General features: G+C 70.6%; 24 protein-coding genes and 1 pseudogene. 18 read left to right on the plus strand and 7 right to left on the minus strand.

Translation table 11 applies throughout. From position 1 onward, the window contains the following. The first annotated feature begins 272 nt into the window (after window positions 1-272). Window positions 273-920, plus strand: coding sequence for a phosphatase PAP2 family protein (locus tag ACZ5ON_RS19760; RefSeq protein ID WP_465593895.1), 648 nt, complete (start codon window positions 273-275; stop codon window positions 918-920). Window positions 921-1,695: 775 nt separating this feature from the next. On the opposite strand, the gene ACZ5ON_RS19765 is transcribed toward ACZ5ON_RS19760, so the two are convergent. Further along, entirely contained in the window at window positions 1,696-2,178 is a 483-nt protein-coding gene (locus ACZ5ON_RS19765) for an Hsp20/alpha crystallin family protein (RefSeq protein WP_465593898.1), read from the minus strand. Between the two features lie 272 nt (window positions 2,179-2,450). Further along, entirely contained in the window at window positions 2,451-2,750 is a 300-nt protein-coding gene (locus ACZ5ON_RS19770) for a DUF4193 family protein (RefSeq protein ID WP_465593901.1), read from the minus strand. 1,004 nt (window positions 2,751-3,754) lie between these two features. On the opposite strand from ACZ5ON_RS19770, the gene ACZ5ON_RS19775 reads away from it, so the two are divergent. The 4 genes from ACZ5ON_RS19775 (at window position 3,755) to ACZ5ON_RS19790 (ending at window position 6,150) form a co-directional block, all read left to right on the plus strand. Next, window positions 3,755-4,603: a slipin family protein gene (locus tag ACZ5ON_RS19775; protein ID WP_465593903.1), complete on the plus strand. Its 849-nt coding sequence runs from the start codon at window positions 3,755-3,757 to the stop codon at window positions 4,601-4,603. After that, window positions 4,600-4,881, plus strand: coding sequence for a dsRBD fold-containing protein (locus tag ACZ5ON_RS19780; protein WP_465593906.1), 282 nt, complete (start codon window positions 4,600-4,602; stop codon window positions 4,879-4,881). The genes ACZ5ON_RS19775 and ACZ5ON_RS19780 overlap by 4 nt, the downstream gene beginning before the upstream one ends. A gap of 151 nt (window positions 4,882-5,032) precedes the next feature. Further along, window positions 5,033-5,704, plus strand: coding sequence for a helix-turn-helix domain-containing protein (locus ACZ5ON_RS19785; RefSeq protein ID WP_465594381.1), 672 nt, complete (start codon window positions 5,033-5,035; stop codon window positions 5,702-5,704). Beyond that, the gene (locus tag ACZ5ON_RS19790) at window positions 5,701-6,150 is read left to right on the plus strand and encodes a DUF1918 domain-containing protein (RefSeq protein ID WP_465594384.1); all 450 of its coding nucleotides are present in this window, start codon (window positions 5,701-5,703) and stop codon (window positions 6,148-6,150) included. Before ACZ5ON_RS19785 ends, ACZ5ON_RS19790 begins: the two co-directional genes overlap by 4 nt. 137 nt (window positions 6,151-6,287) lie before the next feature. Here ACZ5ON_RS19790 and ACZ5ON_RS19795 read toward each other — a convergent pair. From ACZ5ON_RS19795 to ACZ5ON_RS19810, 4 genes and pseudogenes are all read right to left on the minus strand, one after another. Next, window positions 6,288-6,758: pseudogene (locus ACZ5ON_RS19795) on the minus strand (phosphoribosyltransferase); the annotation flags it as partial. Further along, a complete protein-coding gene (locus ACZ5ON_RS19800; RefSeq protein WP_465593909.1) occupies window positions 6,668-6,979 on the minus strand; it encodes an RtcB family protein in 312 nt (103 codons plus the stop codon). The gene ACZ5ON_RS19800 and the pseudogene ACZ5ON_RS19795, both read right to left, overlap by 91 nt. A gap of 13 nt (window positions 6,980-6,992) precedes the next feature. Next, window positions 6,993-7,439: an archease gene (locus ACZ5ON_RS19805; RefSeq protein WP_465593912.1), complete on the minus strand. Its 447-nt coding sequence runs from the start codon at window positions 7,437-7,439 to the stop codon at window positions 6,993-6,995. A gap of 355 nt (window positions 7,440-7,794) precedes the next feature. After that, on the minus strand, window positions 7,795-7,935 hold the full coding sequence (locus ACZ5ON_RS19810) for a hypothetical protein (protein ID WP_465593915.1): 141 nt from the start codon (window positions 7,933-7,935) through the stop codon (window positions 7,795-7,797). A 111-nt stretch (window positions 7,936-8,046) separates the two neighbouring features. Here ACZ5ON_RS19810 and ACZ5ON_RS19815 point away from each other — a divergent pair, with 111 nt between their 5' ends. The 5 genes from ACZ5ON_RS19815 (at window position 8,047) to ACZ5ON_RS19835 (ending at window position 12,003) form a co-directional block, all read left to right on the plus strand. Further along, window positions 8,047-8,499 carry a universal stress protein gene (locus tag ACZ5ON_RS19815; protein ID WP_465593918.1) on the plus strand — a complete coding sequence of 151 codons (453 nt, stop codon included), beginning with the start codon at window positions 8,047-8,049 and terminating at the stop codon, window positions 8,497-8,499. 141 nt (window positions 8,500-8,640) lie between these two features. Further along, a complete protein-coding gene (locus tag ACZ5ON_RS19820; RefSeq protein ID WP_465593921.1) occupies window positions 8,641-9,756 on the plus strand; it encodes a baeRF2 domain-containing protein in 1,116 nt (371 codons plus the stop codon). Between the two features lie 43 nt (window positions 9,757-9,799). After that, window positions 9,800-10,603, plus strand: coding sequence for a sigma 54 modulation/S30EA ribosomal C-terminal domain-containing protein (locus ACZ5ON_RS19825; RefSeq protein ID WP_465593924.1), 804 nt, complete (start codon window positions 9,800-9,802; stop codon window positions 10,601-10,603). A 28-nt stretch (window positions 10,604-10,631) separates the two neighbouring features. Next, window positions 10,632-10,868 carry a hypothetical protein gene (locus tag ACZ5ON_RS19830; RefSeq protein WP_465593927.1) on the plus strand — a complete coding sequence of 79 codons (237 nt, stop codon included), beginning with the start codon at window positions 10,632-10,634 and terminating at the stop codon, window positions 10,866-10,868. 37 nt (window positions 10,869-10,905) lie between these two features. Beyond that, entirely contained in the window at window positions 10,906-12,003 is a 1,098-nt protein-coding gene (locus ACZ5ON_RS19835) for a baeRF2 domain-containing protein (protein ID WP_465593930.1), read from the plus strand. 432 nt (window positions 12,004-12,435) lie between these two features. Here the strand turns inward: ACZ5ON_RS19835 and ACZ5ON_RS19840 are convergent, their stop codons facing one another. Continuing rightward, window positions 12,436-12,684, minus strand: a complete 249-nt coding sequence (locus tag ACZ5ON_RS19840; RefSeq protein ID WP_465593933.1) for a hypothetical protein — start codon at window positions 12,682-12,684, stop codon at window positions 12,436-12,438. A gap of 130 nt (window positions 12,685-12,814) precedes the next feature. Between ACZ5ON_RS19840 and ACZ5ON_RS19845 the strand changes: the two genes are divergently transcribed. The 8 genes from ACZ5ON_RS19845 (at window position 12,815) to ACZ5ON_RS19880 (ending at window position 19,924) form a co-directional block, all read left to right on the plus strand. Then, on the plus strand, window positions 12,815-13,504 hold the full coding sequence (locus tag ACZ5ON_RS19845) for a hypothetical protein (protein WP_465593936.1): 690 nt from the start codon (window positions 12,815-12,817) through the stop codon (window positions 13,502-13,504). Window positions 13,505-14,001: 497 nt separating this feature from the next. Next, entirely contained in the window at window positions 14,002-14,325 is a 324-nt protein-coding gene (locus ACZ5ON_RS19850) for a hypothetical protein (protein ID WP_465593938.1), read from the plus strand. Further along, complete coding sequence (locus ACZ5ON_RS19855; protein WP_465593941.1) at window positions 14,322-15,335, plus strand: 1-phosphofructokinase family hexose kinase; 1,014 nt, start codon at window positions 14,322-14,324, stop codon at window positions 15,333-15,335. Before ACZ5ON_RS19850 ends, ACZ5ON_RS19855 begins: the two co-directional genes overlap by 4 nt. A 485-nt stretch (window positions 15,336-15,820) precedes the next feature. Next, window positions 15,821-16,273 carry a universal stress protein gene (locus ACZ5ON_RS19860; RefSeq protein WP_465593944.1) on the plus strand — a complete coding sequence of 151 codons (453 nt, stop codon included), beginning with the start codon at window positions 15,821-15,823 and terminating at the stop codon, window positions 16,271-16,273. 497 nt (window positions 16,274-16,770) lie between these two features. Beyond that, window positions 16,771-17,070 (plus strand): hypothetical protein, encoded by a 300-nt coding sequence (locus ACZ5ON_RS19865; protein ID WP_465593947.1) that lies wholly within the window; start codon window positions 16,771-16,773, stop codon window positions 17,068-17,070. 228 nt (window positions 17,071-17,298) lie between these two features. Next, the gene (locus ACZ5ON_RS19870; RefSeq protein ID WP_465593950.1) at window positions 17,299-18,168 is read left to right on the plus strand and encodes a TNT domain-containing protein; all 870 of its coding nucleotides are present in this window, start codon (window positions 17,299-17,301) and stop codon (window positions 18,166-18,168) included. A gap of 50 nt (window positions 18,169-18,218) precedes the next feature. Then, a complete protein-coding gene (locus ACZ5ON_RS19875; RefSeq protein WP_465593953.1) occupies window positions 18,219-18,626 on the plus strand; it encodes a hypothetical protein in 408 nt (135 codons plus the stop codon). Between the two features lie 200 nt (window positions 18,627-18,826). Next, the gene (locus ACZ5ON_RS19880; protein WP_465593956.1) at window positions 18,827-19,924 is read left to right on the plus strand and encodes a hypothetical protein; all 1,098 of its coding nucleotides are present in this window, start codon (window positions 18,827-18,829) and stop codon (window positions 19,922-19,924) included. The last annotated feature ends 83 nt before the right edge of the window (window positions 19,925-20,007 follow it).

Here is a 20,007-nt window from a genome sequence, read left to right on the forward strand (position 1 = left end):
TCAGCCACGTGATCATTGTGACCGCCCGGCCATGCCCAAGGCAGCAACCGGACGGCACGTCACAACGGGGCGAACGTTGCCTGATGCGGCACTAGTTGTAGAGGTACGGCTCGCCGCCGAGCCGCCATGCGCTCCCCGGGTGCGGGCGCCGAGCGGCGGCCGCCCACCGGGGGAACCTCCCGCACCACTCTGAGCCGCTGCGGCGGAGTGGCTGACGGCCGCGGTCCCACCCGGAGACAGCAGGCCCCGACCGTTCAGGAGAGACCCGCCTCATGACAGCAACCCCCCCGGCCCTGCTCGCCTTCGACGGCTCCGGCATCGACGGCTCGCTGTTCACCACTGTCACCGGCTTCGCGCGCGACACGAAGTGGCTCAACACGCCGATCGCCCTGTGGACCAATGCGGGCCTGGGCGTGTTCGCGATCCTCATGCTGATCGGCTGGTGGAACGCCCGCCGCCGCGATACTCGCACCATGACCCTCGCCCTGGCCGCCCCGGTGGCCGTCGCCTTCGCATTCGCCGTGGCCGAGGTCGCCAAGAAGCTGGTCGCCGAGGTCCGTCCGTGCTACTCGCTGCCGCACGACTTCTTCGTCGACTCCTGTCCCGTCCGCAGCGACTACGCCTTTCCCAGCGGCCACAGCACCACCGCCTTCGCCACGGTGGCGGCGCTGTGGCTGCTCGACCGACGCCTGTCGCTGATCGCCGCGGCATTCGCCCTCTTCGAGGGCTTCACCCGGGTCTACCTCGGCGACCACTACCCCCACGACGTCATCGGCGCCGTCATCCTTGCCCTGCCCGTCGCCTTCCTCACCAGCCGACTCCTCGGCCGCATCGCCGTCCCGCTCGTGGCACGCCTGCGCACCGGAGTTCTCGAACCGATCCTGACCGTCTCCCGCACTGGAGCCCACGCCGCACGCTGAACCAGGACGCGGCAACCACCGACAGCTTCACGGCACCCCAGGCGGGATCATTCGGTGCGCAGAGCGCCGGGAACGACCGGGGGGCGGGACGGGTGGAACGGCGCATGAGCGTGCGACACCGGCAAAGCCCCCGAAGCGCCACCCGCCAACCGACTCGGCCGACGAGGTCAGCATCTGCCCGGACTCGCCGCCGCCGGGCGGTTCGCCAACGACGAACTACTGTCGATCGTCAGACGCCGTGCGGCTGGCATGCGACCGTCCGGCCTGGTGGTCTGTGACTAGTCGCGCTCGATCCAGCCCGGCATCTCCGCCTGGGCCGGACTCGGCCCCATGCCCACGTAAAAACACCGGCCTTCGCCAGTACGGGGGGAGACTGGCGAAGGCCGGCGGGAACGCGCTGAGCTACTCAAAGCGCGCATGCCCGACCTTATTGCACCGACACGCGGCGGCCAGACATTACTGCCGAAAAGATGATCAATCGTGACCATGCCGACGAACACACTCGGGACGGGCGCCCGGGACAGCCCCTTGGGTGTGTCCTGGGCACCGCCGTGCGGTGGGCGCGTTAGGGGCGCCGCCGCTGGCAACAGCCGCTGCATGCATCGTTGACGCCATAGCGGACCAGTCAGCCCACTTGACCAGTCCTGACCGTGATGGGCACCGCTCTCCCGCCGCGAGGCGGTCGCCGTCGTCCGACGTCCTCCCGTCCGCGCACATGCCGCGCGCTGCGCAGGATGGGGCGGTCGGCCGTCCCACCCAACCCTGCGGCGGGACATCACGTTGTGGTGGTCACCTCGACATGCCGCGGCTTGGCGGCCTCGGCCTTCGGGACGGTCACTGTCAGCACACCGTCGGCCAGGCTCGCGCTGACGTCCTCGGCCTTCACCTCGGCGGGCAGCAGGGCCCGGTACTCGAAGCGCCCGGTGCGACGGGTACCGCGGCGCAGCACGCCCTCGCGTTCGCGCTCCTTGTACTCCCCGGTGATGCACAGCTCCCGTTCGCTGATCTCGACGTCGATGTCCTCGTTCCGGATGCCGGGCAGTTCGGCCTCGATCACATAGGCCGTGTCGGTCTCGCACAGGTCGGCCGACGGTGCCCAGAGCATCGGCCCGGCCATGGAGGGCCTGGCGGCGGCCGACTGCAGCAGCCTCTCCATGCGCTCGAACATGTCGTTGAACTCGGTGGCCATAGGTTCGGGCCAGGCGGGCAGCGCCCGCTCCAGCAGCCTGCCGGGCCGGTAGTGCACAGGCAGCGTCATCGCAACTCACCTCCGCGAAACAGCAGTCTCGGACTGCTTCCATGCTGCACACCCCGCGCTCCACCGGCGAGCCGAGCAGGACGCGCCCGAGTCGTGCTTCAGCGCCCGAGAGCGCGAACGACAGGCTTCGGCGGGTTTCCCGCCCGGCCGCCCACGCATGCGCACCCTGCTCGGGGCCGCGATCAGCGTACGCGGCGAGCTCTACCGCGACCTGTACCTGTCCGAGCACCCCGACCATCGGCCCTTGCGGGGGCCCGCCACCGCCAGGCCCGTCATGCCTGGCAGTCGCGGCAGACGAGCTGGCCGTCCGTGGTCCGGCCGACGAGCTGGCTGCGGTGGTGGACCATGAAGCAGACCGCGCAGACGAACTCGTCCGGCCTCGGCGGTTCGACCGGGACGGTGAGCTCCTCGTTGGAGAGATCCGCGCCGGGCAGCTCCACCGATTCGGGTTCCTCGGCCTCCTCGCCGGCTGCCCCAGGGAGCCGCTGCTCTCGACGGTCCTTGAGTTCTTCGAGGCTGTCCGTCTCCTCGTCCATATCGCTGCGGCGCGGGGCGTCGTAGTCGGTTGCCACGGGAACCTCCTCGGGGAGGGCGCAGGATCGGCGCGCCGCCGAAACGGGCTGCGGTGTCGACGGCACCTGATGGGACCGTTCTACCCGGGGCCGGGAAGAACTGCCTGCCCGGAGCAGTCGACTCGCAGCCCGGGTCCGCATCTTGCTCGGCTCGGTTTCCACGTTCACGCAGACCCGGCCGAAGTTACCGGGTTGCGGGCGTACTCGGGCCGCCGTTCCCATCCCGGAGGCTGGGACGGCACCTCGGGATGGAGGGAGTGTGCGTTCGGGTGAGGAGGAGGACGACGATGGCCGGTGAGCTGCTGCGCAGGCGCGCACTGGTGGCCCTCGTTCCCGGACCTGTTCGAGGACTTCCCCTTCGAGCTGCGCGTGTCCCCCGATGAGCAGTTTGCTGACCGTGAAAGCACCCCTGCCCGCGACGGAGACGAAGCAGCCACGCCCGTCGAGATAACCAGCGGCACCTGACGTCCCCGGCGCGACCCGATCGGAACGGACGATGGTGGACGCGGTTCACCGACGTCCGATTGCTCGCCGAGCCGGCCGGACGCCCTTGCGGCGGCGCGCGTAGGCCGGCCTGTGCCGGCTTGCACGAACTTGCCGTCCAGCGGCTGATCGCCACCCCCCACCGGCCGAGAACCTCCGTGCCTTCGCGGCAGAGCCGCCCCAACGGCGGCGTGGGGCCGGGTGCCCGGCCCCGGAGAATGCCTCGGGGCTGAACGCCGGGCCCGCTTGGCTTCCTCAGGACGGGTCTGGGAGGCGGGACCGTTCGCGGACAACGCAAGCCCCCCGGCTACCTCCTGCCGACCTCGTCGCGCACCCGCGCCGCCTTCCACGGTACGGATACAAGTGGCATATCAACACTGCTGGCCCATCCCTCTGCCTGTCCTCGGCCCGTTCGGCATTCGTGCCCGTCCGTCTCGCGGGTTGGGGCCGGTGGGCCCAAGCCCGCTCCGGCGGACCTGCCGCACGCTGAAGACACTCCCGAGTTGTAGAGGGTGGTTGGCATGCCGAATCTGGGAGTCGCGATCGTGCGACAGTACGAGCGGGGCGTGGTGTTCCGGCTCGGCCGACTGCGCGGAGTGCGCAACCCCGGGATCCGGTTCATGATCCCGCTGGCCGACCGGATGTGGAAGGTCAGCCTGCGGACGGTGACCATGCCGATCCCCTCCCAGCAGGTCATCACCCGGGACAACGTCTCCATCGGCGTCGCCGCGGTCGCCTACTTCCGCCGGGTCGACCCGGTGAAGTCCATCGTGGAGATCGAGGACGTCGCCAGCGCGATCGGTCAGATCGCCCAGACCACCGTCCGCAACGTGGTCGGCCAGTCCCTGCTCGACCGGGTGCTCACCGACACCGAAACCCTCAACCAACAGATCAAGGAGATCCTCGACGGCCTGACCCAGCAGTGGGGCGTGCTCGTCCTGCTGGTGGAACTGAAGGACATCGAGCTGCCGACCACCATGCAGCGGGCGATGGCCCGGCAGGCCGAGGCCGAACGCGAGAAGCGCGCCAAGATCATCGCCGCCGAGGGCGAGGCCCTCAGCGCGGACCGCCTCGCCGAGGCCGCCGACGTCATCGCCGACCACCCGATCGCCCTCCAACTGCGCAACCTGCAGATCCTGGCCGAGATCGCCGCCGAGAAGAACTCCACCATCGTCTTCCCCGCCCAGTTCCTCGAGAGTGCAAGGGCCCTGTCCCGCTTCGTCGACCAGGAGCGCCGGCCCACCAAAACCGCCGAGCCCGCACCCGTAGCGACGGCGGCCCCGGTCGGCGACCGCAGGCCGGACGCCGACCGGGCCTTCCCCCAGGACGACACCCTCACCGACCCGCTGAAAGGACAGGCCTGGACATGAGCACGAACACCACGGCCCGGAGGTTCCGTACCAAACGGTGGACCCTTCACCTGGACCTCTTCGAGGAGGACGACGTCACAAAGGTGCACGCCGTACTCGACACCGGCGACAACCGGTTGGAAAGCCGCACCACCGCCCACCGCAACCCGCACGACCCGCCCGTACCGGAGATCGGCGACGAGTACGCCGCCGGACGCGCCCTGGTCGACCTCGGAAACCAGCTGCTCCACGCCGGTACCACCGACGCCGCCGCCAACGAACCGCCCCTGCACGGCTGACCGCCCGGCCCGGTGACAGCGGCTGTCAGCTCGTCGTCACGCCCGTAGCCCGCAGTGAGTCGTCGCGCCCCTGGCCCGCCGTGACGAAGGAGATGGTCTTCATGAAGGAAACGAAAAGAAGGTCGAGCCTCCGCCCACCCAGCCCGGAGACCTGGGCAGGCGAGTCGCCGAGCGCAGGCAGCTGCTGGGACTCAGCCGCAAGGACGTGGCCGACCGGGCGGGCATGGCGGTCGGCTATGTGGAGTACGTGGAATCCTCGCCCAGTGCGCCCGATATCGTCACCCTCACCCGGCTCTCCGGAGCGCTCGGCACGTCCACCCGGGAACTGTTGGGCTGGGGAGTGGATGTGCCACCCGGCCGGGGGTCCTCGGCGGCGCATCCCGAACTGGAGGAGCTTCCGGCAGAGGAATGCTGGGCGAAGCTGGCGCCCGGCGGCATCGGCCGGGTGGCCCTGTCGACCGACAGCGGTCCCGTCGTACTGCCGGTCAACTACCGGATCCACGAGGGCACAGTCGTCTACCGCACCGGCGCCGGGAGCACCCCGGCAAACGCCGCCGATAACCGGGTGTGCTTCGAGGTGGACCACATCGACGAGGCCCTGCGCTCTGGATGGAGCGTCCTGGTCTCGGGCACGGCGGCCCGCATCGACGATACGGAAGCCATCGAGCAGCTGACGCCCCAGTGCGATCCGGACCCATGGGCGGGCGGTGAACGCAACCTGTGGATTGGGATCACACCCTCTGCCGTCACCGGCCGGACCATCCGTCTCCCGCAGGCACCGCCGCCCGCACGTGCGCCTCGAACACCCAGGAGTATGAGATGAAGGCCGCAGTCGGAGACCGGATCATCATAGAGGGCACCCGCCCCGGAACAGCACGTCGTGACGGAGAGATCGTCGCACTGCACCACGCCGACGGCAGCCCGCCGTACGATGTGCGCTGGTCGGACACGGGACATGTCTCGGTGTTCATCCCCGGCCCGACGCGCACGTCCACCACTAACCGCACCCGGGGACCGAGGAGACGTCCGCACGGGGAAAGCCGACCTACCACCACGATCCCCACCGCCCCCTGGGGGATGGCGAGTTGGCCGCCTAGCCGCACCGGTCCCGCTTGCACGTCGACTTCCGGGTCGGGGGCCGGCGGCGCGGCGGTCCGCTCCGGTCTCCGCGGGGCGGGGTCGGGCGGCACTGTGCCACCGGTCCGGGTGCCCGCCTGGTCGAGGCAGGCGATGACCTCGGCGTCGGTGGTCTGGGCGAAGTCCTCGTAGAACTGCCCGATCCTGAAGAACCCCCGTGGTGTTTCCAGTGCCAATAATTCGTCGGCGGTGTCCCCGAGCTCGCTGGTCCAGCCCGGGGGTGCGACGGGGACGGCGAGCACGACCCGGGCCGCGCCCTGGCCCCGGGCGATCAGGCAAGCTGCCCGGGCTGTCGACCCGGTGGCGACGCCGTTGTCGACGACCACCACCGTCCGGCCTCTGAGGTCGGTGCGTTGACGACCGCGTCGGTCTCGCCGCGCCCGGCGGTTCAGCTCTGTTCTCTCGCGCTCCTCGACCTGGGCCAGATCGTCCCGGGAGGTCCGCGTCGCGTGCATCACTTCCTCGTTGATGACGCGCACCCCGTCCCCACCGATGGCGCCCATGCCCAGCTCCGGCTGGAACGGCACGCCGAGTTTGCGGACCACGATCACGTCCAGCGGCGCGCCGAGCACGTTCGCCACCTCCGCCGCCACCGGCACCCCGCCGCGCGGAAGACCGAGGACCACCACGTCCTCACCCGCAAGATGCCTCAGCCGCGCGGCCAGCCGCCGCCCGGCGTCGATCCGGTCAACGAACCATGACCAGCCCTCCTCGGGACTGCGGAACTTGCCCGCGACCACCGCACGGGCACGCGGACATCGCGGAACACCGCCTCTGCGGGCGGCTCTGCCGACCGGATGTCGGCGGCGGCCACTCCGCCGATCGGGAAACCGTAACCCCAGTGCACGTAACGCACGGCGAGGGAGGCGCGGACGATACCGGGCAGGGTCGCCACATTGGCCACCTGTTCCAACGCCCTGTCGCCCGCCGCCTGCGGCAGCAACTCCTTCGAGGCGAACACCTGCGTGGTGTGCTCAGACGTCGAGGGTCACCTGGCAGGTCCAGCCGCTGGCGTCGCCCCACAGGTGCAGGTCGTTGAGTGAGACGGCCTTGGGCACCGCTCCGACCAGGGCGGCGGTGTCGGCGTCCGCCATGCGGAACCGGACCGACAGGCTGCGGCCGCCCGCCGTGTCCTGGATCGCTCCCATCCGCGTGTCCAGGGGGATCTCGCCGTCGGCGTCCATCCGGTAGATGACCTCCTCCAACACGGACACCAGCAGATCCTCGTCGCTCTTCGTCGTCACCGTGCACTCCCGGTCCCCGACCGGCCGGGCCTCGGAAGTGTCGGCGAAGCCGTCGACCACCGCGCGCACCGCCTCACCGATACAGCCCTCCACCGTCGGCGACCACGCCTCCACCCGCATGTCCGCCGTGTGCGGCACAGCCTGGTGGCCGCTACCGGAACGCTGCCGCCCAGTCACCAGCGATGAACCTCCCGCTCCGTCTGCCCCCGAAGGCCGCAGACACACCCCGCTCCTCCAGGCTCGACCCGCCCACCATCGCGGGCAACCCGGTCCCGAGCTGTATCCGATGCGCCTCGGCCCGGCACAACCGCTCGGGATGCGGATGCTCCAAACCCCGAATCAACTGCTTTGCCCCTTCAGTGGTTTCAGGGAAGGCGGCGTACGGCCCTGGTAGAACCTTCACCACGATGCGGCGCCGTCCGGAGCACTGCCGCTGGTCACGCTCCGGCTGCTGGGCGCCTCCACTGAGGGACGGCGATCGCTTCATCGGCGAGCGGTGGCGCTACCACGCGGTCGAACGGACCATGGGTTCTCAGGCCGGCACGGAGCCGAGCATCGGTGCGGCTCCTTCGACGGTCTCGACCACCCTGGTCTGCGATCCGGGCGCCGCCTGCGGGGCCTGCTCGACTGGCAGGCCGGAGGCGCGGCCCAGTAGTCCCGTCCATCCGATCACGAGAAGCCGCCTGGCAGGGCCGAGTGGCCCAGGCAAGGGAGGCGACCGGGCCTTGGACCGGGCCGGACCTGCTGGGCACGGTGGTGGTGTCGAAACGGAGCGAGGTACGACATGGGCAACGCGGCCGGATCAGAACACCGGATCGTGGTGGGCGTGGACGGCTCGGCGCTGTCGAAGCAGGCGCTTCGGTGGGCGATCGAGCAGGCCCGGCTCACCGGGGCCGTCGTGGACGCCGTGATCGCGTGGATCTATCCGACGGTCTACGGCTGGGCCATGACCAAGCGTGATCCGCAGCTCGACCACACGGCCGAGAACGTGCTGGCCGGCGCGGTGGAGGAGGCGGCCGGGCCGGAGCCGCCGGTGGAGATCCGGCAGAGCGCGGTGCCCGGCAACGCCGCCGCGGTGCTGCTGGAGCGGGCACACGGTGCGGACCTGCTGGTCCTGGGCAGCCGGGGCCTGGGCGGCTTCACCGGGGCCCTGCTCGGCTCGGTGAGCCAGCACTGCGTGCATCACGCGACCTGCCCGGTCGTCGTCGTCCACAAGAGCGCAGGCGAAGAGGCATGAGCTCGCAGCCGCCCTCCGCATCGAACAGCAGCCGTACGTGCCCGGGTTGGCAGCCAAGGTGGGCTTCGCACCAGTGCCGCCAGGGCCTGGTCCACCGAGATCGCCGATGTTCCTCCGTATCCCTCTTCGAGGAGGGCTCTCATGACCACCGGAACCGAGACCCGCTCCGAAGCCCTGCGAGAGCTGTTCACCGCGCCCGGCCCTTTCCTGTCGGTCTACTTCGACCTCGAAGCGCGTCCGGAGCTGGGCCTTGACGCGGCGGAACGCTGGCAGGCTCACCTCCGCGAGCTCGCCGCCCGAGGGGCCGGGGTCCACGACCTGGACGCCCTCACCCGGGTCTTCCTGTCCGCGCAGCCAGGCTCCGGCGTGCTGGCGGCCTTCGCCGCGGGCGGCGAGGTGCAGCATTCGGCCGTGCTGCCCGGCTGTGAGCAGGCCGATCTGGCTCTGCACGGGCCACTGCCGCATCTGCTGCCGCTGCTGGCCTGGCGCCAGGATCACCCGGCCCACGTGGTCGCCGTGGTCGACCGCACCGGCGCGGATCTGCGGCTCTACCCCACCGGGGCCACCGAAGGGACCGGCCGCACGGTCACCGGTCCGGACGACGAGATCGAGCGCAACCAGCCCGGCGGCATGTCCCAGATGCGCTACCAGCACCGGGCCGAGGACTCCTGGGAGCACAACGCCGTCAAGGTCGCGGAGGCACTCGGCACAGCGCTGGCCGAGGTGGACGCGCACGTGCTGATGCTGGCCGGCGATGTCCGCGCCCGGCAGTACCTCACCAAACACCTTCCCGCCTGGATCCGGCAGGACGTCTCGATCCACCCGGTCAGCGGCAGCCGCAGCCCGGACGGCGCCGCACCCGAGCGCATGGCCCAGGTCGACGCCGAAACCCACCGTGCCGGACAGGAGGAGACCACAACGCTGCTCCACACGTACGCCGAGCAGCTCTCCCCTCGGGGCCACGCCGTGGAGGGCATCTACGCCACTCTGCGCGCGCTCGGCGACGGCGCACTGCGCACCCTGCTGATCACCGACGACCCCGCCTCGCGCCGCACCGCCTGGTTCGGTCCCGGCCCCACCGACATCGCCGAACTCAGCACCGCGTTCTCCACCGGTACCGGCCCCCTCATCCAGGCGCCACTGGCCGATGTCGCCGTCCGCACCGCACTGCTCACCGGCGCGGAGGTGCGGGTGCTTGCACCCGGCACCCCCGGCACACCCGCCCAGGGCATCGGCGGCCTGACCCGCTACACGTGACCGCTCGCACCACGTCGAGCGGGCATGACAACGGAGAAGAACCATGGCGAACGAACCCGTAACCAGAGAAAAGCCCGAGATCCAGGTCGAGGCCCAGGGCGACCTGCCGCCCGGGACGGTGGAGCTCGCCCGCACCAAGGTGCTGGCCCTGCTCGACGAGGTCCGCGAACCCGTGCTGTTCGCCCGGATCCGCCTCACCCACACGCACAATCCCGCCACCGAGCGGCCCTGCCTCGCCCAGGCCAACCTCGACGTCAACGGACGCCCCGCCCGGGCCCACGTCGCCGCCGAGTCCATGACCGAGGCCGTCGACCTGCTCCGCGACCGCCTCGCCCTCCAGGTTTCCCGGCTGCGCCGCCACTGGGAAGCCCAGCGCGGAGGTATGCCAAAGGCCAGCGCGCACGAGTGGCGGCACGGAGAGGAACCCACGCACCGGCCCGGCTACTTCCCACGCCCGGTGGAGGAGCGCGAGGTCATCCGGCACAAGTCGTTCTCCCTGGCCCGCGAGACGCCCGACGAGGCCGCCTTCGAGATGGAGACCATGGACTACGGCTTCCACCTCTTCACCGACCTCACCACCGGCCAGGACAGCGTCCTCTACCGCACGGAACCGACCGGCTACCGGCTCGCCCAGGTCCACCCGCGTCCCGAACAGCTCGGAACCGTCGCCGTGCCACTGGCCATGAGCCCTGTCCCCGCACCCCTGATGAACCTGGCCGAGGCGAAGAAACGGCTGGATGCCACCGGCCTCCCCTTCGTCTTCTTCGCCAACGACGCCACCGGACGCGGCAACATCCTCTACCACCGCTACGACGGCCACTACGGACTGATCACCCCCGCCGAGTGACCCCGCGCTCTCCCCCCAGGAGCCGACAATGACCGAGCACACCACACAGCAGACACCGGCAACCGGTCTCCACCCTCCCGGCCGCGACCTCGAAAGCGCCGTCGAGCGCCTGGAAATGTTGGAAGCCCAGGTCCAGGCCCTCGGCCAGGCGATCCGCGCCCTCATCCAGGGCATGGAAGAGATCCCCGACCAGGAGCCCGACCCCGATCGCCCGGCCCGCGCCGCCCGCCTGGCCCACGAACTCCTGCTCTCCCAACGACTCTAGAACCCACCACCCGCCACCGGCCCCGAGGAGACCGACCATGCAACTGACCTTCCTCGGCCCACTGTACGCACGGCAGGGCCCCTACGCCTGCGCCTACGTCGACACCTCACGCGACCTGGACGACCCCGACCGGGCCATCGACCTGCGCCGCCGCCACCTCCAGGCCGAACTAGCCGCCCAGGGCGCCGACATGGCCACCACCGGCACCCTCACCCGCCTCATCGGAACCGACCGCGACCTGCCCGGTCGGCATGGCCAGGCCATCTTCGCCGCACACGGACGACTCGCCCTCGCCGAGGAACTGCCCAAACCTCCCGCCCAAGACACTGCCCGATACACGATGCTGCCCGACGCCATGCCCCTCGCCATACAGCACGCCCCGGACATCCCGTACGTGGCCGCTGCGGTGCACCGGGTCGCCCAGCCCCAAAGAGCTTCCGGGGAGGCCGAGTTCGAGGTGGACCTGCAGGCCGGGCGATGGCCCTCCGCCCGCGTGGCACCCGAGGACCGCGCCAGCCGACGGGTACCGGCCGACGAATGGCGGCAGGCCGCCACCGAGGTCGCCTTCCAACTCGCCGACCTGGCCGATCGCAGCAGTGCCGAGGCGATCGTGCTGTCCGGCGACCACTGGGCCCGCAACACCCTCGCCCGCGAGCTCCCCAAACACCTGCGGCAGCGGCTCGTCGGCATCGACAGCGACGGCTGGGACACCCAACCCGAACGCGCCCTACTGGAGGACGAACTCGACTACCTCTTCCGCGGCCGCCTGTCCACACACGACCACGCGTCCGTCGAGCGGTTCCTGGCCCGCCGCGCCCGCCGCAGCGGCGCCACCGAAGGGCTCGCGGACACCGTCGCCGCGCTGCGCCAGGGCCAGGCCGAAGCCGTCCTGATCAACGACCCGTTCGACCTGCACCAGCGCCTTTGGGTCGGCCTCACCCCCAAGCAGATCGGCCTGACCCAAGGAGAGATGCAGTACCTCGGCGTCGAACCCTCCTGGGAGGAACCGGCCGACGCCGCACTCATCCGCGCCATCGTCGGCACCGGCGCGGAACTCATCGTCATCGCCCGCGACGAACTGCCCCTCCCCGATGGCCTCGGCGCCCTCCTGCGCTACCCGCACACCACGACGTGAACCCGGGCGCAACACTCCGGCGAACACCGGAGTCACAAGCCGAACCGCAACCGCAGGTGTCGGTCCCGCAGTTGACTGCGGGACCGACTTCCCTTCCCCAGGCCGAACCTGCAAGGTGGGCTCCCTTCGCCGGCATTGCCCGGATCAGGTAATGGAGGTCGCCACCAGAGTCCCGCCGACCCCGCCGACCTCTCAGCCCGGCCGTCGAGGTCGGCCCCGAACAGCGCAGTCGGCCATTCAGCACCGCTCCGGCCGAGCTCCCTCGCTCGCCCTGCAGGCCAATTCCCACGCTACTCACGCCCCTTCCGCGTGCCAGGGCCGAACGGCCCTAGGGCCCGAACTACATGCCCCATGAGCTTGCTCCGCTTTGACGGACACCGTTGGTGTGGTGGTCAGGCCGCGAGACGATTCACGCCCTCCTCCATTACGCGATCACACCGACGGCTCCCCGCCGGACTCCGACTGCCCGGTGCCCGTGCTCCTCTCGGTCTCCGCGGCCGGGACGGCCCGAAGCTTGGCCTCCAACCGCTTCAGCTCCCGCTCCACGTCCCGGTCCGTGCTGATCCGCTCCAGCTCGACCTGCACGTCGTCCGGGCCGGCCGGGCCTGTGGCGTCCTCCAGGACGCCGCAGGCCATCAGCTCGTCAAGCGCCGCCGAGCGGGCCCGCAGCTGCTCCGTCAATGGTCCCGCCGACCTCTGCCCGATTCGAGCGCCAGCCGGGTGGACACGGCCGGGCGCCCCAGCCAGGTAGGCCGACCGGCCCTGCTCGCAACCTGCCCCGGAGCGGACCATGGGAGCGGAGGAGGCTCGAATGCACGAGACGATCGCACACAACCGCTTCCCCACGCGCCATCCCACCGGCCGGGCCAAACCCGGGCCCCCGCCCGATCCTCCGAAGCCCGCGCCGCCACCGGAGCCGGGTTGGCGGCGGTGGCTGCTGCCGGCCGCCCTGGTCCTGGAGGACCTGCTCGCCGTCCAACTCGGCGGCCGGGCGGCGGAGCTACTCGTCTTCGGCGAGGGTTCCAGCGGCGCGGCCAACGACCTGGCCAACGCCACCTCGGTCGCCACCCGCATGGTGCGCGAGTTCGGCCTGTCCTCCGCCCTGGGCCCGGTCGGGTACGCGGCCGGCACCGCCCAGTACCCCGGCGAGAGCCCTGAGGACCGGCTGCGTCGGCCGTACTCCGAACTGACCCAGCGCACGGTCGACGAAGAGGTGGCGAGACTGCTCAGGCAGGCCGAGCAACGGGCGCTCGACCTGCTGCGCGGACACCGCCGCCAACTGGACGAGCTGGCCGAGCTACTCGTCGCGGAGGAGACGGTGGACGGGAAGGTCGTGCTCGCCATCCTCGACGGAAGACCGCCACCCCTGGCACCCCGACAGCCGCTGGAACACGCCTCCCTGGAGCACATGCCGGTTCCGGAGCGGGACGCGGTCACGCCAGCCCAACACGCCGACAGACCCACCCGACAGGCGCTCGGCAGGCCCACCACAGGAGGGTGAGGAAGCACCCGCTGACGAACACCCCGACTGACCAGCGTCAGCCATCCGGCCCGGACCTGCCCGCCCGGGCCGGGTGGCCGTGGCGTACCGCGTGAGGCGCGGTGGGTTGGTCGCAGTGGTGGCGGCGCCGGTGACCTGCCGTCGGCCAGCAGCTGCGCCTGAATCCGGCCCGCATCCCCGGTCACCATGGCAGGATCGAGATCCACCCCGACCACTGTGGCGGTGTGCTCCGGCAGGACCTATCACGGTCTACCGCTACGGGACCCGCCCGGGCCAGGTGCTCACACTGGCCACTCCCGGGACGGCACCCGGCGCGGCGGTGGCGATCCACGAGGACTACAGCGAGGGCTGCAGCGGGCACGTGTGCGAGTTCTGACAACGGCCGCGAGCCACGTCGGCTTTCCACGGTCGCGTCAGCCGGCCCCTGAAGCTCCGCTCGCCGGACGAGTCCAGGCCGCTCAGGATGGAAGTGACCTGCTTCGCGAAGGTGAGCCGCGATGACCTACCGGTACGACACCGCCCCGGCAACGCAGCCACGGCATGCGCCGTACCGGTCGCTTCCAGTACCGGGCGGTCCTGCCGACCGGCGTCAAGGCCGAGACGTGGGGTCGGTCGCCCCCGGGACCGGCAGCCCGCCGGCACGCATCGGCAGCGTGGCGGACGTCCGGGTATCCATCGTCAACCTCACGCTGACCACCATCAACGTCACCGACGGTCTTCTGAAAGTCATGGCCGAGTACGACAACGAGTGGACTGGTGCCGAGCAGACGGGACGCCAGGCGATGGCTGTGGTGACAACGACCGCCGGGCCACTGCGATGAGCGTCGCCGGGGCACCGGGCAGCCCAGCGGCGGGGAGCGGCGGAAGAAACTCGCCCTCGGGGACTACGCCACCGATTCTCACCCTCACGATGAACCCCACAGTCGACATCTGCTGCGACGTCGACCACCTGGTGGACATCGGCAAGACCCGCGCCCGGGTCAGGTACGTGGCCGCCGGCGGCGGAGGGATCAACGTCGCCCGCGGTGTGGCGCGGTTCGGGGGACGGGCAAGGGCCGTCCACACCGCCGGCCAGGAGATCGGCCAGCGCCTGAACCGGCTACTGGACGAGGAGGGCATCGACCACCTCGCCCTCGGGATCGCAGGCGAAACCCGCGAAGCGTTCGTGCTGTTCGAGACCGAGTCACGCCGCAGCTATCACATCGTGCCGGGCGGCCCGCGACTCGACGACGACGAGGGACGGCGCTGTCTGGACCTGCTGGAGCGGGCGGCGGGCGCTCACCGGTACGTCGTGGCCAGTGGCAGTCTGCCCGGCGGCCTGCGCGACGACTTCTACACGGCCGTCGCCCGCCGGGTCAGGGAAGCCGGCTCCAGACTGGTGCTGGACACCTCGGGACCGGCCCTGCGCGAGTCGCTGCACGAGGCCGTCTTCCTGCGCAGATGCAACCGCAGCGAGGCCGCCTACCTCCTCGGCCGGGCCGTGCGGAGCTTCGACGACGCCCGCGCCGTCAACGAGCAGTTGCTCGCCGCGGGAGCATCCGAGATCGCCATCACCACCCTCGGGGAACTCGGCGCGCTGTGCTCGACCGGTCAGGGGCACACGGAGCTGCACGCGCCGCCACCGCCCGGAGAGCCCCTCAGCGACGCCGGGGCCGGGGACGCCATGATCGCCGCAATCGTCACCCGGCTGGCCGAAGGCGACGATCCGGTCGACGCCTGCGCGCTCGGGGTGGCCGCAGCTGCCGCATCGATGCTCACCCCCGGCATCGAACCGTTCGATCGGGAAGTGGCCGAGTACCTCCGTCCCGCAGTGCGGATCACCCGGCCTTGAGGCTGATGACCCGCGCCTGCCGGGACCCGTTCCGCCGCCGGGTACGCCGGCGTTCCACCCTCGATGATCTTCGCACGGGAGCGGCCGATCGCACTGCGTCCACCAGCCACGGCCCGGTTTGCCGTCCGACCCGACCAGGGGAACAGCCCCGCAAGGACCATCAGCGGGGGGAAGACCGGCAGGGTCGACAGGCCGAGCCACCGCGGCTCTGCTTGGCAGTGCATGCGGGCCTCCGTGCCCCATCGTCCCGGCGCCGCGGACACGATGGGCAGGGCCGGACGGCCCACCCGGCCGGGCACCCGGCGGTTCTGCCGGCTCCGCATGCGAACCGGGCGCGGGAGAACGATCCTGCAGGAGAACGGGCGTATCCCGGCGATGCCACCGCAGGCCCACGGCGTCTCGGCCCTGGGGAAGTCGGCGGTATGCGCCGATGTCGGTCAGCCGCCCGATCGGACGTCGTCGGCCTGATCAGAAGGGACGAGTCCATGGCTGAGGAACAGGCCCGCCAGGGGAAGATCGTTGTCGGGGTGGACGGCTCGGAGCAGTCCCGAAGGGCGCTGCGCTGGGCCGCACGACAGGCCGAACTCACGCACACCGTCGTGGAGGCGGTGATGGCTTGGCAGCCCCCGTTCTCCGGATGGGGCAGCGCCGAACCGGTCGACGAGGACGCACACCTGGCAGAGGAGGCCCGGAAGGCGCTGGCCGAGAACGTCGAGAAGGCACTGGGCTCCCGACCGCCGGTGCACGTCCGCCTCAGAGTCGAGGAGGGCACCCCGGCCTGGGTGCTGCTGGCCGCCGCCAAGGAGCAGGCGTCCCTGCTGGTCGTCGGCCACCGTGGAATCGGCGGCTTCGAGGGCGCCCTGCTGGGCTCCGTCGGACAGTACTGCGTGCAGCACGCCCCCTGCCCGGTCGTCGTGGTCCGTGGCACCGCAAGCTGACACGAGCACTCCGAGGCGGTGGCGGCAGGGCGGCCGAAGCGGTGTCAGCGCCTCATGAAACAGTCAGGCCAGCAGACTTTGCCGCTCTGATCATCAGAACTGACTACAACGATGAGGCGGCATGGCATGCGGTCGCAGCAGAAGTGACTCAGCCCTGTGGCACCGGCGGCGAATTCGAGGTCAGTGGACTGTGATTGGTCGTCAGTTTGCTGTCAGACTTTGAGGGCGGTCGCCGTCCGGCTGCTGTTCGTCGTCAGCACCGCCGCCCGGTTCGAGCCGGCATTCTCGGTGTGGATGCGCGCCGTCAGCGTTCACCTCATGGTGCGCACACGTACCGGATGCGGAAAGAAGCCCACCCCGGCGCCTCGTGACCCAGGCGGTGTGTACCGCCACGAGCCGGAGCGGAGCGCGGGTTTCACCCAGATGGCAGCACTCAGCTTGACGCCCTAGCATCGTAGTAGCGGTGTGCCGTAAGGCCGCGCGCTCGCGTTTCGAGCGTGCCGGCGGATTCGAGGTACGGCGTCGCGGGCGAATTCTCCGAACGCCCGAAGAAGGTTTCCAGGTGCCGGTCGGCAACCCAGTTCGCGCACATCATCGACATGGTCCCCACCGTGCTCGACGCACTCGGCATCGAGCCGCCCGACACCATCAGGGGCGTGGCCCAGTCCCCCATCCAGGGCGTCAGCTTCGCCCAAGCGCCTGGCCGCCAACATCAAGTGAGACGGCAGGCCTTCGGCGTCGCACCTGGCCTGGCCTCTCGGCAGGTCAGGACCTCGCTCAGAGGCGAGATCGAATGAGATAGGGCAACTGCCGCCGCGTCCACCACCCACACCGGGCAGCGCGGATGCCGACAGCGGCATCCCCCCATCGCAATCCGACCGAACTCATTCGGACGCAATTCCGGCACGCCTACTCGAACTCGTCGATCCATTTGGCTTCAGTGTTCTCGTCATTCCGGCTGTTCCGCGGTCGTTCCCCGGCGGCCGGGCGGCCTGGGCCGGACGCGAACTCCCGTAGGAGGTTCAGTGAGGTCGTCCAAATGGTGTGCCAGCTTCGCGGCTGCGGTCGGCCTGACCGGTTCCCTGACCATGGGCGTTTCCGTCTCCTCGGCCGCGCCCGCGGCCGACGACGGCAATCGGGCCGGTGCCCCCGGGCAGGCCCGGTCGGACGCGCCGGCACCTCAGCCGCTGGGATTGTCCGCGCCACGGGGACGCGGGCATGACGAGCCGTATGTGTGCAAGGGCCTGGTGCCGTACCCCATTCCCGAGGCCTACCGCTGGTACTACTTCTGCGGTGACTGGCGGCTCGGCCCCAAGCGGCTGCCGACCCATGGGGTACTGGGGCACATCCTCAAGGGGTACGACCGACTCGGCGGGCTCACCGCCGTGGAGTTCCTGGACCAGTGGTGGAACCCCGCCCTTGATTCGGGCCAGGGCGACTGGAACTATCCGCCGGACGACGGCTTCGAGCACAACGCCCAGGGCGACGTGCTCGCAGCACCGTTGCTGCTTCAGGCCGGCCAGAACCTGATGGTCGACCGGTTCGGCAACGAGGCGGGCCGGTTCCTCTCCCCGGCGGGCACGAAGTACGGGCAGCGGGCGATCCCGCCCTCCAGCCTCAACACCATCGACCCTCGCTACCCGTTCGACTACCACCTGTACCGGGTCGCGAAAGACGTCACCGTGTGCGCGGGGCCGGCCGCCCCGGCGTTCGAGCAACCGGGTGAAGGCATCCAGTACGTGACGTCGAGCAAGTTCTGCCCGAGCATCCCCCGCACCACCGTGGCCGACCTGGTGGCCAACGGCACCCTGGTGCGGGTACAGGCCACGAAGGAGAAGGCCGCTCAGACGGAGGAGATGGCCGCTCTGGAGGGAGTGAAGGCCACAACGCGCTGACCACCCCGTGACACCGGGCCCGGCGCCGTCCCTGATGGGAGACTGGTCCCATGGATCGGTTCCAGCTGCGCCGGGCCCTTCGCGCGGTCGGGGTCCCGGAGGCGTACTACGAGATCCCCGGCTGTCCTCACGACCCTCACACGGCCGATCGCTACTTCCTCGAAGAGCGTTCCGGGGTGTGGGTCGTCGGGGTCCATGAGCGCGGCAGGCGAGAGGTGTTCGAGCGGTTCGCAGACGAGGACCGGGCGTGCCGGTGGCTCTACGATCGCCTGATCAACAAGGGACCGTCCCCCGTCCCGGCCACGCCCGAGGAGATGGACGCGCTCCTACACGACAGCGACGGCATCCAGCAGCGGGCTCGCGAGCAATTCGAGCGAGCCCTTGCCGAGGCCCGTCGCCGGACCACCCAGAAGCCTGTCGCCGACGACAGCCGTACGGAGCCGCCGCCAAGGGGATGACCTGGCACCAGCCACGACGGCATCCGCGGTATCCGCCGACGGACGGCGTTGACCGATGACAGACCGGCCGCCCGGTCGCCGTCACCGGCGGTGGTCCAGGATCGGACCGATACCGGGGTCACCCGGCGATGTCCGCGGCTCCCCATAGGGTGGGGATGTCAGCCGTTCGTACCGTGCGTCATCTGTGGGTGGAAGAATCCGTGACCATCGCCGCTCGTCTCGTCACCACCATCGCCGCCCCTCTGGACCCGGCGTCAGCGGAAGCTCCGCGGGTGCTGCACTGGCCCGGCCGCAGGCTTCTCGTGCAGCGCGGTGACGCCGAAGTGGTGGCCATCGACCTGGACGCGCTCGGCATGGGTCGAGCGCCGGAGGCCCGCTTCCCAGCGCCCTGGCCGCGCCACTTCGGATCGGTGACGGTTTCGCCGGAGCGCGATACCGCAGTGTTCGCCGGTGCGCACGCGGTGCGATCGGTGGAGGCGACGGGTGCGACGCGGTGGGAGGTACGGCACGGCTGCTGGGGCGGCTGCTGCCCCTTGGTGCACCTGTCGTTCGACGAATACGCCCATGACGAGGACCACGCCCGCGCTGACAGCGGCTCGGTCGCGGTCAGCCCGGACGGCGGGCTCATCTGGGCGCACCTCCGCGGTCCGGTGGGCGGTGACCGGGACACGGAGGATGACAGGGAGCTGTGGGTGGTCCTGGACGCCAAGGACGGAAGTGTCCTGGGAGGTGCGGAGACCAGGACGGTGGGCTCCGGCTCCGAGCACACTCCGCACCCGGACCCCGGGCAGATGGGGCTCAGTGTCGGCGAGGGCGAAGAGGGGTCGCCCGTGCTGTGGGGCCGCTGGGACGGGGAGCAGCTGACTGCCGACCCCATCGACATCGAGCTGATCCTCCTTGCGGTGAGCCCCTCGGGCCGGCACCTCCTGACCGTTGACATCGGGCAGTGGTCTCTCTCCCTCCACCGGGTGGAGGACGGCTCGGTCCTTCGGGATCTTGACGCCGAGGACACCTTGCCGGCCCACCCGGGGAGCACCGGCGAGGACAGGGTGTACTGGGACTACGAGGCGGCCTTCGTGGACGAGGACACCATCGTCGCCGGGACCTCCGAGTACGACGCCCGGTACGGCAGGGCCCGCCACTGGCTGGTCGACGTGCGCGAGATGACCCTGCGTGGCGAGATCTGCTACCCCTTCCCGGTCTCCGGGCCTGCCCGTTCGGCTGGTGGCGGCACCTGGTACACGGTCTCCGCGGACGGGAGGTCGGTGCATCTATGGCAGCCGGCCGAGGAGAACTGACCGGATGACGCTGTGCGGCCTGCGGTAACGGCCCGGGAACGCACCGCCCTACGGTCCGCCCCGCGAGAGGTCGCCGCGCTCGC

It is taken from the genome of Kitasatospora sp. NPDC032150 (genome assembly GCF_055579945.1).